The organism is Sphingomonas yantingensis, assembly GCF_014199325.1.
Classification (GTDB): Bacteria; Pseudomonadota; Alphaproteobacteria; order Sphingomonadales; family Sphingomonadaceae; genus Sphingomonas; species Sphingomonas yantingensis.
Genome location: NZ_JACIJJ010000004.1, coordinates 239,391 through 252,461, shown reverse-complemented (window position 1 = coordinate 252,461; position 13,071 = coordinate 239,391). Strand labels below are relative to the sequence as shown.

The 13,071-nt window shown below is 69.4% G+C and carries 5 protein-coding genes and 1 pseudogene; all 6 read right to left on the bottom strand.

Translation table 11 applies throughout. The features are described 5' to 3' along the window. Positions 1-5 precede the first annotated feature (5 nt). A pseudogene (locus FHR19_RS13920) lies at positions 6-2,369 on the bottom strand (TonB-dependent receptor). Positions 2,370-2,544: 175 nt separating this feature from the next. After that, complete coding sequence (locus tag FHR19_RS13915; protein WP_184029514.1) at positions 2,545-4,455, bottom strand: alpha-L-fucosidase; 1,911 nt, start codon at positions 4,453-4,455, stop codon at positions 2,545-2,547. After that, complete coding sequence (locus FHR19_RS13910) at positions 4,452-6,761, bottom strand: GH92 family glycosyl hydrolase (protein ID WP_184029512.1); 2,310 nt, start codon at positions 6,759-6,761, stop codon at positions 4,452-4,454. Before FHR19_RS13910 ends, FHR19_RS13915 begins: the two co-directional genes overlap by 4 nt. Further along, a complete protein-coding gene (locus FHR19_RS13905; RefSeq protein WP_184029509.1) occupies positions 6,758-8,185 on the bottom strand; it encodes a glycoside hydrolase family 125 protein in 1,428 nt (475 codons plus the stop codon). Before FHR19_RS13905 ends, FHR19_RS13910 begins: the two co-directional genes overlap by 4 nt. Beyond that, complete coding sequence (locus FHR19_RS13900) at positions 8,182-10,743, bottom strand: glycoside hydrolase family 3 C-terminal domain-containing protein (RefSeq protein ID WP_246359529.1); 2,562 nt, start codon at positions 10,741-10,743, stop codon at positions 8,182-8,184. The genes FHR19_RS13905 and FHR19_RS13900 overlap by 4 nt, the downstream gene beginning before the upstream one ends. Further along, positions 10,740-13,016, bottom strand: coding sequence for a beta-N-acetylhexosaminidase (locus FHR19_RS13895; RefSeq protein ID WP_184029506.1), 2,277 nt, complete (start codon positions 13,014-13,016; stop codon positions 10,740-10,742). The genes FHR19_RS13900 and FHR19_RS13895 overlap by 4 nt, the downstream gene beginning before the upstream one ends. Positions 13,017-13,071: the final 55 nt, after the last annotated feature.

The following is a 13,071-nucleotide window of genomic DNA, read 5'->3' as shown; positions in this document are numbered from 1 at the left end:
TGGTTTCAGAACTTCAGGCTGGCATCGATCCCGAACGTGCGCGGCGCGTTGAAATTGCCGTAATCGCCCAGCACGTTGCCGATCCTGCCCGTCGTCACGTTGGACGTGGGCGCGCCGGGCAGGCTGTTCGACGGATCGCGGCGATACACATATTTCTCGTCGAACAGGTTGCGCGCCCAGACGCCAACGGTCAGCGCCTGTCCGCCGCCCATCGGAATGTCGGCGAGCGAAATGCGCCCGTTGAATAGGAGCGACGCGTCGTTCTTCGTCGCGAACTGGACGAAGGCCTGCGTCGCCTGCGCATAGTTGCCGTCGAGGTGAAATTTGAGCGTCACTTCGGCCGCGACCGGCACTGCATATTCGATCGATCCGCTGGCGGCGTTGCGGGGGGTGAAGACGATGTAGAAGTCCTGATAGACGCTGGTCGACCGCCCGGCCGCGTCGCGCGCGGTAATCAGCACCGGCGGGATCTTGGTATGGGTATAGGCATAGGCGGCGTTGAGGGTGAGGCGCTCGACCGGGTTGACGGTCAGGTCGGCCTCGATCCCCCTGATCTTGGTGATCCCCGGCGCGTTCATCGTGACGAGGTTGTTGAAGCTGCTCGACCCCACGAACTGGATCGAGCTGATATCGACCTGGCTGTCCTTGCGATCCATGATGTAGCCGGCAAGGTTTAGGCGCGCGCGGTGATCGAACAGGTCGGTCTTTAGCCCGACCTCGTACGACTTCACGTCCTCCGGATCGAAGGGCTGGTAGTTCGACGTGCGCGAGCTGGCGCCGCCCGCACGATAGCCCGTCGCGTACTTGGCATAGACGTGCGTCTGCTCGGTCACGTCGTAGGCCAGCGTGACCATCGGGTTGAAGCGGTTACAGCTTTTGTCGAGCGGCAGATAGCCCACGCTCGCCGCGGGCGGGTTGGTGTCGTAGTTGACCCCCCGCGAGACGTGCAGGATGCCGCGCTTGCGGTCATGCGTCTAGCGCCCGCCGACCGTCAGGTGCAGCACGTCGGTCGCATTCCACAGGTTCGAGCTGGGCGTCGCGGCATCGTCGCTGACATGCTCGTTGAAATAGAACAGGCCCGCCACGTAATCGATCGAGTCAACCGTGCCGACGGCCTGCAATTCCTGGCTGAACTGGCGCTGGCGCAGGTCGGCGAGGCTGTAGCGGCTGAACAGGCTGCCCGGCGTCGCGACACCGTTGATCGTGACGGTGCTGTTGGGCACGAACACCGGCGGCCGGTGGGCGCCACCCGAATTGTCCCAATGGCTGGCATCGACGCCGCGCCACCGGGTGATCGCGCGCAGCTCGAGCGCGGGCCCGAGATTCCACTTCAGGCTGTTGGTGAAGCCGTGGGTCCGGTCGATGCTCGCCTGCTGAGGCACGCCGATATCGGCGACCTTCATCCGCGTATCGCCGTTGACGACGACCGGCGCGGGCAGCGGGCGGACCGTGCCGGTCAGCGCCGTGTAGTTCGTGCCCGGCAGCCTGCACGCCGGCTGGGACGCCTGCGGCCCGGCCGCACAGCCATTGGGATTGTAGTTCAGAAGCTGGCTGGAGAGGGCGAGTTGGCGTCGCGGCCGACGTCGTAGGCGAAATCCTCCGTCATCCCGTCGATCGGCTTCCAGCGCACCGCCGCGCGCAGGCCCCGGCGGTCGAAATAGTTCCAGCCGGTCTGGCCGGGCAGCGAGTTCTTCGTCGTCGGGTCCTGATATTGCAGCACGCCATCGAGCTTGACGGCAAAGCCCTGATATTCAGGCAGGTCGAGGTGGATTTCGCTGTTGTACGACGCGTAATTGCCGATGCCCGGCCACCCAGCCGCCGAACTCGCCGCTCGGCGCGCGGCTGACCAGGCTGAGAGCGCCGCCCTCGGTATTGCGGCCGAACAGCGTGCCCTGCGGCCCCTTCAGCACTTCGACCCGCTCGAGGTCGAAGAGCGCGGCGTTGAGGCCGTGCTGGCGGCCCAGATAGACGCCGTTGACATAGATGCCGACGCCCTGCTCGCGCGCCGGCTGGTTCGCATCGAGCGGCACGATCCCGCGGATGCGCACCGTCAGCGCGCTCTGCCGCGCCTCGAACGCCGCAACGCGCAGCGACGGCACGCCGCCATCGGCAAGGTCGTACAGGCTCTGGACGTGACGGTCCTTCATCATCGCGTCGCTGACGACCGAGGTAGCGATCGGCGTCTTCTGAAGGCTCGTTTCCCGTTTGGTCGCGGTCACGACGATATCGCCGCCGCCCTCCCCCTTCTGGTCGAGGTCGGGCGCGGCTGCCTTGGCGGGCATATCCTGTGCAATGGCCGGCGCCGCCATGATGCAGACAGCGGCGGCGCCCGCCAGAAACACGGCGCGGCGGTTGGTGCGCAAGCTCATCGAAAGTCACCCCTTGGGATCGCGTTGATCGTTCGCCGGGGCGGCTAATTCAGGCGCGCGACAGTTCGGTTTCGAACCGGTGACGGCGCGCGCGGCGCCTTCACAATGACGTCATACAACGCCCACGCGGTCGAAAGCATTGGCCGATTCATTTTGGATGATCGCCATCGCGGCGCTAGCGGAAGCCGGCGAGCCCCGCGACGGCGATGCGCGGCGCGGGGACCGCGGGCACCGGGAAGTGCAGCCGCAGGAACCGCGCCTGCCGCACGCCGGCAAAGGCGGGGCGCTGCGTCGCGCGGGCATAGTTGATGTTGGCGAACTCCCCCTCGCCAGCCGCCGTCCAGCTTTTGCCATCTAGGCTCGTCTCCGCCCGCCAGCGCGACGGCGGCGCGGCGTCGGGATCGACATGGCGCGTCGGCGTCAGCAGGAATCCGCGCAGCGCCTCCGTCCGGCCGAGGTCGATCGTGACCGATGCGGGCGCGGGCGACTGCCATGCCGTCTTCGCGTTGTCATCGAACAGCGCCGCGCCGCCATCGGCGCTGGCGGCGACGATCCGCCACCCCGCGCTCGAAATGAGGCTCGGATCGCTGGCAACGGCAGGCGGCAGCGTGCGCGGCGCGACCGAGCGGTAGAGCGCGATCCGGCACAGTGCCGGCCCCGCCTCCGCCTCCACCGTGCGAAAGCGAAGGCGGCGCGGCGCGATCGGCTGGGGGAGGCGCACATGGCGCTGCGGTCCGACCATCGCCTTTTCCGCGATCGTCCGCCACTCACCGCCATCGTCCGCCACGTCGATCGCGAAGCGCGTGACGCGCAGGCCGAGCGGCAACCATTCCTGAAGCTCGATCAGGTCGAACGCGCGCCCCGGCGGCAGGTCGAGGACGACCGAGGCGTCGCGTGCTCCGGCCGGCGCGCACCAGAAGGTCGCCGGATCGCCGTCGACGACATTCGCCGCGGTCGATCCGATATCCGCGCTTGCCGTCACCACCGCCTCCCTCGCTAGATCGGCGGCGAAGGTGCCGCGCAGCGCGTCGCCGAACGCGGTCAGGCTGGCGACGTCGCGATCGGCGATCCGCCCGCGCCGGTCGGGCGGGATGTTGAGGTGGAAGGTCGTGCCGTGCCCGACCGACCGGTCAAACATCTCCATCAGCGTGGCGGGCGACTTGACCTGCGTATCCTCGTCGGCGTGGTAGAACCAGCCGGGACGGATCGACACGTTGGTCTCCGCCGGCCACCACAGTTCCGCTCCCCGCACGCCCGGATAGCCGTTCGCCTGCGTATAGGGTTCGTTCGGCATCGTCGGCCAGCACGGGTCGGCGGCATGCCCCTCCTCGTTCCCTACCCAGCGAATGTCGGCGCCGAGCGGATCGAAGGTGCACGCCTCGGGCTGCAGATCGTGGACCAGCTTCACGATGGACGGCCAATCGTAATAGGCCGGCGCGTCGATCAGCCGCGTCTCCCGCGCGCCGCCATAATAGCCGTCGCCGCCATTGGCGCCGTCGAACCAAACCTCGAACAGCTTGCCGTAGCGCGTGCAGAGTTCGGTCAGGGTGGCGCGGTAATAGTCGATATAGGCGGGCCGCCCATATTCCGGGTGGTTGCGGTCCCAGGGCGAGAGATAGAGGCCGTAGTTCAGTCCCGCGCGCCGGCACGCCGCCTCCAGCTCGCCGACGATATCGCCCTTGCCGGCCTTGTACGGCGAGTTGCGGATGCAGTGTTCGGTCAGCTTCGTCGGCCACAGGCAGAAGCCGTCATGATGCTTGGCGGTGAGGATCAGGCCCGTCATCCCCGCCGCCTTCGCCGCGGCGGCGATCTGGTCGGGATCGAAGTCGGTCGGATTGAACAGCGCCGGATCCTCGTCGCCATACCCCCATTCCTTGTCGGTGAAGGTGTTGATCGAGAAATGGACGAAGCCGTAGAAGCGGCGGTCGTGCCATCTGAGCTGCCGCGGCGACGGCACCGCGCCCCATGGCGGGGGCAGCGGCGTGGATGCTCCGGCGACCGATCGCGACGCCACCGGCGTACAGGCCGCCCCGCCGAGCATGGCCCCGCCGGCGATCAGCGTGCGGCGCGAAAGGGATGCGGTCATCGGCGAACTCCTTGGGTAAGCTGCCCCGGCCGGTCGACGGGCGCGGCGGCGAAGGCCCGGTCGGGCTCTCGCGCCATTTCGAAGCGGAGCGTGCCGCCCATCATCAGCGTCACGTGGTCGATCCAGCCGCGTGTCCAGCGCTCCCCCCGCCACGACACGCCGCGGACATAGGGCGCGTCGGGCGCATTCCCCGCCGCCTCGACCACCAGCCGCCGCCCGTTGCCTAGCCGCAGCTCGGCCCGTGCGAACAGGGGACTTCCCAGCACATATTGCGCGCTCACCGGATCGACGGGGTAGAAGCCGAGCGCGGAGAGCAGGAACCACGCGCTCATCTGCCCGCAATCGTCGTTGCCGATGATGCCGCCGGGCGCGGCGCGGTACATCTCGGTCAGCAGGCGGCGGACCATTCCCTGCGTCTTCCACGCCGCGCCGCAATAGGCATAGAGATAGGCGACGTGATGGCTCGGCTCGTTGCCGTGCGCGTACTGGCCTACCAGCCCGGATATGTCGGGCGGCGCGTCGGCGGGGAGCGTCGAGGGCGCGGCGAACAGCGCGTCGAGCTTCGCCTCGAACGCCGCATCGCCGCCCATCGCCGCGATCAGGCCGGGCACGTCGTGCTGGTTGAGGAACGTCGCCTGCCAGCCATTGCTCTCGGTAAAGTCGTGCCACCGCTTCGAATGGCCGAGCGCCACGGGATCATAGGGCTCCGCCCAGCGCCCGTCCGCCAGCCGGCCGCGCGCAAAGCCGATCCGCCGGTCGAACACGTTCGCCCAGTTCCCCGACCGCTGCCGCAGCCGCGTCGCCCCGGCGGCATCGCCCGCCGCATCGGCGATTTGCGCGCCGGCATGGTCGTCATAGGCATATTCGAGCGTGCGCGAGACGCTTTCGTTCACCCGGTCGGCGGGAACGTAGCCAAGCGTGTCATAGGCCCCGATGCCGAGGCTGTTGTCGAGCGTCGGCGTCGTCCAGTCGAAGCTACGCCGCGCAATGCCGGGCCAGGCGGCGGCATAGTCGGCGGGAATGCCCTTGGCCCGCGCCTCCGCCAGCACGGGGACCGCGTGCCAGCCGATCATGCAGCCGGTCTCGACGCCCTGCAGCGGCCAAACCGGCGGGCCATAGGGGCTCTGCTGCGTCTGGCGGATCAGGTCGTCGATCATCCGCCGCGTCCGCTCGCCACCGATCAGCGTCTGGAGCGGGTGAAAGGCGCGGTACGTGTCCCAGAGCGAATAGGCGCTGTACGCCCGCTCGCCGGGCTTTAGCCGGTGGACCTTGCGGTCGAGGCCGACCGTGTGCCCGTCGACGTCGGAAAACAGCGTCGGCCCGAGGCTGGCATGATAGAGCGCGGTCACGGCGATCGTGCGCTGGTCAGCGGTCCCGCCCTCGACGCGCAGCACGTCGAGCTCGCGGTCCCACGCCCGTGCCGCGTCGCGCCGATAGCGGTCGAACGACCAGTGCCGCGCCTCCGCCCTCAGGTTCGCGCGCGCGCCGTGCGCATCCACTGCCGAGATCCCGCAGCGAACGACGATCGGCGCCGCGCCCGCTTCGTCGAAATGCAGCGCGACCTTCAGCCGCTTGCCCGCGACCCCGCGCCCCTCGACCGGCATGTCGCCGTCGCCGTAGAATTGCACGCGCTCGGGTGTCCGCGAGAATTGCATCGCGAAGAAGATGCGCCGACCCTTGGCCCAGCGGAACATGCGCCGCGTGCCGGTGAGCGTGCCGTCCGCCTCCAGCGTCAGCCGCGCTTCATCAATAAAGGCGGGATATTGCGGCTGGTCGGCGATCAGATGCGACAGGTCGATCAGCAGATGGCCCGCGCCGGCCGGGAAGCGATAGCGGTGGATGCCGGTACGCTCGGTCGCGGTGAGTTCGGCGCGCACGCCGTTTTCGAGCGTGACGGCGTAATAGCCGGGCTCGGCCACTTCACCCACATAACGCTGGCGATAACCTGCATCGGGGTTCTCCCACGGACCGGGATCGAGCACCACGGGTCCGGTCGCGGGGACGACCAGCACGTCGAGCATGTCGCCGATCCCCGTCCCCGACAGATGCGTGTGCGAAAAGCCCAGGATCGAGCCGTCGCTCTGATGATAGCCCGAGCAATTCTCCCACCGTTCCACCCCGGTGTCGGGCGACAGCTGGACCATCCCGAACGGCATCGTCGCGCCGGGAAAGGTGTGGCCGGTCCCGCCGGTGCCGATGAACAGGTCGGGCCGCCCTGGCGCATCCGCCGCCGCGGCAAAGGCGGGCGGCGGCACCGCGATCCCCGCCGCCGCCCCCGCCAGCAACTCGCGCCGTGCGAGCTTCACAAGGGAGCCGCCAGCACGTGCGGCTTGCGGCGCGACAGGTCAACGATCAGTTCGCCAAAGAGCCCGTTGGCCCAGGCAAACCACGCCCGCGTGAACTTGCCCGCATCGTCGCGGTCGAAGGATTCGTGCATGAAGCCGGTGCCGCCATGGCTGTCCTTCAACCAGCGCAGGCACTGGCGGATCACCGCATCGTCGTCGCTGTTCAGCGCGTGCATCACGATCGACATCGGCCAGATCGTGCCCATGCCCGAATGCGGGCTGCCGATCCCCTCGGCCACACGGCCGCGGTTGAAATAGGGGTTGCGCTCGCTCCACGCCGCCGCCGCCGTCCGCCGCCAGAGCGGGTCGGTCGCCGGGATCGCCTCCAGATACGCCAGCCCCGACAGGCTCGGTACGTTGGCGTCGTCCATGAAATGCCCGTTGCCGAAGCCGTCAACCTCGTACGCCATCAGCCGTTCGCCGCTGGCCGGGTCGATCAGCGTCCCGTGCGCGGCCAGCGCAGCGGCAACCTCGTCCGCCAGCGCCGCCGCATCGTTCGCCAGCGCCGCGTCGTCGCGCACCCTACCCGCCAGCACCGCCAGCTTACGTAGCGCCGAGACCGCGAACCAGTTCGACGGGATCAGGAACGGGAACAGGCACGCATCGTCCGACGGGCGATACATCGAATGGATCAGCCCGACCTTGCGCGTCGGCGCGCCATAGCCGTTCAGGATCAGCGTCTCGCTGGCCAGCCGGTCGCGGCGGAGGAAGCGGTACGGCCCCGGCCCGTCCTTCCGCTGCTGCTCGCGGAAGGTGCGCACGATCGCACGCGCGGCATCGGCCCAGAGCGCGTCGAACGGCGCCTCGTCCCCTGTCGCGCGCCAGTAATCATGCGCGACCCGGATCGGATAGCAGAGCGAGTCGACCTCCCATTTCCGCTCGGCGACACCGGGCTTCATCTCGGTATCGTCGGTCAGCGCCCAGGGTAGGTCGCTCTTGGCCGCGGGATCGCGCATGAAGGCGTTGGCATAGGGATCGATCAGGATCGAGCGCGACTGGCGCGCGATCAGCCCGCGGAACAGCTCGCGCAGCCGCGCATCGCCGCGTGCGAGGTGGACGTAAGGGTGCACCTGCGCCGCGCTGTCGCGCAGCCACAGGCAGGGAATGTCGCCAGTGATGACGAACGCGTCGGGCCGCCCGTCCACGCGGTCCATGAACACCGTCGTGTCGAGCGTGTTGGGATAGCAATTGGCGAACAGCCAGCGAAGCTCGGGATCGGCGACCTTTGCCGATACGCGGGCGATCTCCCGCTCCACCGCAGGGCTCACGAAGCGGCGGTCGGCGGGCGCGGGCCGCTTGGTCGGCCTTAACGGATCGGCGGCGCGCAGCGGCATCGCCCCAAGCGCCAGCCCGCTGCCGATCAGCGTCCGCCGCGTCAGCGTCATTTGGGCAAGCCCTGTTCGCCCGCGATCGTAAAGCGGACTTCCTGCCCCGCCGCCATCCCCGGCTGGCCGCCGCCGACGAACAGCCGGTATGCACCCGCCCGCACCGCGCGGTCGCCCGCAACATCGACGGTGCTGAGCGCGCGCGGGTCGAGCGTGAACCGGACCTCGCCCGACTTGCCGGGCTGGAGCGCGATCCGCTGGAACCCGACCAGGCTGTGGCGCAGCACGGGGTCGTTGAAGCTGCCGATGCGGTTGAGGCTGTCGGGCGCGATCAGATAGGCCTGTACCACTTCCTCACCCGCCCGGTCGCCGGCATTGGTCAGACGCGCGGTGACGGTCAGCGGCTCGCCCGCGCGGATCGCGGCGAGCGCGGTGACGGCGCCATAATCGAACCGGGTATAGCTTCGCCCGTGGCCGAAGCCCCAGAGCGGGGTACCGCTGAAATAGCGATAGGTCCGCTCGCGCATGTTGTAGTCGACGAAGGCGGGCAGGTCGCGGGTGCGGGCATAGAAAGTGACGGGCAGCCGGCCGGAGGGATTGACGCTCCCGTCCAGCATTTCGGCGATCGCGGTGCCCCCCGCCTCCCCCGGATACCAGGCGGCGATAACGGCATCGGCATGGGTCTTGGCCCATTCCATCGCGACGGCGCTGCCCGAAAGGAGCACGACGACCAGCGGCTTGCCGCTTGCCTTCACCGCCTCGAGCAGCGCCTGCTGTGCGGCGGGAAGTGCGATGTCAGTGCGGTCGCCGCCGGAGAAGCCCGGCACCTCGATCTGCAGGGCCTCTCCCTCGACCGCAGGCGACAGGCCGACGAACGCGACCACCGCATCGGCGCCTTGGGCAGCTGCAACAGCGCGCGCGCGCTGCGCCTCGGCGGGCGCGACCCAGGTCAGGCGGATGCCCTCGTCTTCGCCGGTATGCGCGAGTTCGAGGCGGAAGTCGTGGGGGGCGGTGTCGGTAAAGACATGGCGCGCCTCGACCGACTTGCCGTCGCCGCCGTCGGTGATGACGGGCTTGCCGTCGATCCACAGGCGCACCGCGTCATGGCCGGTGCAGGCATCCCAGCAACGCGGAATGTCGATGCGAAGCAGATGCTCGCCCGCCCCCTCCGCCGCGATCGTGCCGGTCCAGCGGACGCCGTAGCGATCCTCGGCCAGGCCCTTCACCGGCGGCGCGCGGTTCCAGTCGAAATCGATCGTGCGGTGCCTGAGCGTCGCCAGCGACGTGCCGGTGAAACCGGGATCGCGATAGACGGCGGCGGCCAGCCCCTCGCCGAACGCGGTCTGCGGCACGACGACGGGCACCCCCTCGGCCAGCGACGCGCCTTGCGCATAGGTGACGGCGAACCGCTTCGACAGGCCCGCCAGCGGCGTCACTGGGTCGGCGGCGGTGCCGTGGTAATTGGCCTCGAGCGTGTCGAGGCTGTCGGCATTGGGGCCGATCACCGCGATCCGCGCGCCCTTGCGAAGCGGCAGGACGCCGCGGTTTTCGAGCAGCACGATCGACTTGCCCGCCGCCTCAAGCGCCAGCGCGCGATGCGCGGGCGTGCCGACCGCTCGCGGGGAGATTGCGTCCCAGCGGCTCTTCGTCCCGAACGCATCGCCGAGCCGCTTGCGTGCGCTCAGCACACGGCCGAGCGCGCGGTCGACGGTCGCGGCGTCGGTCAGCCCCTCCGCCATCGCCCGATCGAGCGCGGCGAAGCCGGTGCCGCAATTCAGGTCCATCCCCGCATTGATCGCCGCCGCCGACCCGGCCGCATCGTCGCGGGCGTAACGCTGATAATGGGCGATGTTGCTGATCGCGTCGCAATCGGACACGACGAAACCGGTAAAGCCCCAATCCTTTCGCACGCGCTGGTTGAGCATCCAGTCGGCGGCGCAGGCGGGGACTCCGTGGATCGCGTTGTACGCGCACATCACCGACTGTGCCCGCCCCTCGGTCAGCGCGCGGCGAAAGGCGGGCAGGTACGTCGCCTCGACGTCATAGGGGCTGGTCTGGACGCTGAAGCTGTCGCGCCCCGCCTCCGGCCCGCTATGCGCGGCGAGGTGCTTAGGCGTGGCGATGACGCGCGGCTGCTTCGGGTCCGGCCCCTGCAGCCCGCGGACGAAGCCGACCGCCATCGTGCCGGTCAGCAGCGGGTCCTCGCCGTACGTCTCCTGCCCCCGGCCCCAGCGCGGATCGCGGAAGATATTGATGTTGGGGGACCAGATCGCCAGGCCCTGATACCGTTTGCGGTCCCGGCCCGGCAGCGCGTTGTAGCGCGCGCGCGCCTCGGTGGAGATGACCGTCCCCACCCGCTCCATCAGCGGCGCATCCCAGGTGGCGGCCAGCCCGATCGCCTGCGGGAACACGGTCGCGACGCCGTTGCGGGCAAGGCCGTGAAGCGCCTCGTTCCAATAGTCGTAGGCGGGGAGGTCGGGGCTGGATGCCTTGACCTTCGACTGGAGCTGCTCGGCTTTTTCGGCGGGCGTCATCGCGGCGATGCGCGCGGCGACGTCGGGATCGACCGGCGGCTCCTGCTGCGCCGCCGCGGCCAGCGCGATGGCAAGGGCGATCAACGCCGGTCCTCAAGCGTGGCCGAACCCACCGCATAGAAGGGATCGGCGAGCGGCGAGGTGAACTGGAAGCAGAGATCGGCGTCGCCGCTCTCGCCCTTCACCGGCGCCTCGACCCGGAATCGGTTCGGCGCGGTGGCGGGGTCCGGCAGCGGGAAGGTGCCGACGACGCGGCCGTCGCAGCCGCCCGCCTTCACCACCAGCTCGCCATGTTCGGTGACGGCGTAATGCGCACGCAGCGCCGATTCCTCGTGCGCGAGGCCATAGTTGCGCGGCAGGCGCACGACCTCGATCGCCACCGCCTTCGCCTCGCCCAGCGGCGCGGCGACCCACTGGGTACAAGTGTCGAAGATGTTGACGTTATAGGCGGGCGCATCCTCCGCCTGCCCCTCATTGAGCGGCACGCGCAGGCCGAGCGCACCCTTGGGGCACGCGGCGAAGTCGCTGGCGCCCGCGCTCAGCCACGCCGCGCGAGTCGCGTCGTAGCGGCGCGGCGCGGCTAGCGTGCGGCCATCGGCGGTGAAGGCGGCGGCCGTCACCACCTGTCCCACACGCACCGCCAGCGGCGCGGCATAGGCTCGCGAGGCGGCAGTCGGCGCCTTGCCGTCGAGGGTATATCGGATCGTCCCCGTCGCCGCCTGCGTATCCATCGCCAGCACCGCGCGGCCCGCCTTCAGAGCCTGACCGCGCGTCCCCTGCGGCCGGAAATTGACCGCAAAGGCGCTGTCCGCCGCCGCGATCCCCTCGCGCCGGTAGCGCAGCATCTGCGGATCGAGCCGCGCCACGAACCCGCGCCAGTCGCGCGCCGCCTTCGGCGACCAGGTGACTTCGGCCAGCGCGGAAAGGCGCGGGAAGATCGCGTGTTCCTTTTGCCGGGCGGTCGCCAGATACTCCGACCACGCATTGGCCTGAGCGCCGAGCACATGCCCCAGCCGCGCCGGGTCGATTCCCGCGGGCTGCGGATCGTAGTTATAGACCGCCTCCAGCGTCTGGACGCCAATGCGGCCCGGCGGTTCGTCGCCGCGGTCGGACTGGAGATTGTCGAAATAGAGGTTCGGCGCGGGCGAGAGGACGACATCGTGCCCCTTGTTCGCCGCCTCGACCGCCCCCTTCTCGCCGCGCCACGACATGACCGAGGCACTGGTGGGCACGTCGCCCTCGAGGATCTCGTCCCAGCCGATCAGGCGGCGACCCTTGGAGGCCAGATGCTTGCCCAGTTCGGCGATCATCCAGCCCTGCATCTGGTTCTCGGTCTTGAGGCCCAGCGCCTTCATCTGCGCCTGCACCGCGGGGGAGCGTTGCCACTGGTCCTTCACCGCCTCGTCCCCGCCGACATGGATGAACTCGGACGGGAAGATGTCGACCAGCTCGTCGAGGACGTTCTTGATGAAGATCATGCTGCGCGGCGCGGGCGAGAACAGCCAGGGCATGATGCCCCAGTCGTGCCCAACTTCCGGCCGGTCGCCCAGCACGCCGACCTCGCCCGGATAGGCGGCGACCGCGGCCTGCGCATGGCCGGGCAGGTCGATCTCGGGCACCACGACGATCCCGCGCGCCGCGGCATAGGCGACCAGCGCCTTCAGTTGGTCCTGCGTGTAGAAGCCGCCCGACTTCGCGCCCGGCGCACCGCCGGCCGAGGGGGGCGTGCGGAACCCGCCGATGCGGGTCAGGTCGGGATAACGCTTGATCTCGACCCGCCATCCCTGATCGTCGGTCAGGTGGAGGTGAAGCGTGTTGAGCTTCTGCGCAGCCATCGTGTCGACGATGGGGTAGAGCGTCTCGATCGGCTGGAAATGGCGCGCCACGTCCATCATCAGCCCGCGCCAGCGAAAGCGCGGGGCATCGTCGATCGTCACCGCCGCCAGCGTCACCGGCCGCCCGAACGCCGCATCGGGGCTCAGCAATTGCGCGAGCGTCATCGCGCCCCAGATCAGGCCGCGGTCGCCGCTGGCCGTGATCGTCGCCCCCTCGCCCGTCACGACGAGGCGATAGGCTTCGTCGCCTTTGATCGACTTGTCGCGGTTCAGGCGGATTGGCCCGGTCGCCGCCGTCGTCAGCGTGAGGCCGCGATCGACCTTCACCCGCTCGGCCAGCAGCCGCGCCGCGGTCGCCGCGCCCTTGTCGCGCGCATCGGCGACGATGCCCGCGCCTGCACCGATCGTCAGCATGCCGGTTCCCGGCGTGACGCTGGCCGGCATCGGCACCAGCGGCAGTTGCTGCGCCATGGCCGGCGTACCGACGGCCAGCAGCGCCATTGTCTGCACCCAATGCCGCATCTTCACTCTCCCGCCGCGCAATCCCGAAAAAAAGACGGCCCGAAGCGCAAGGGGT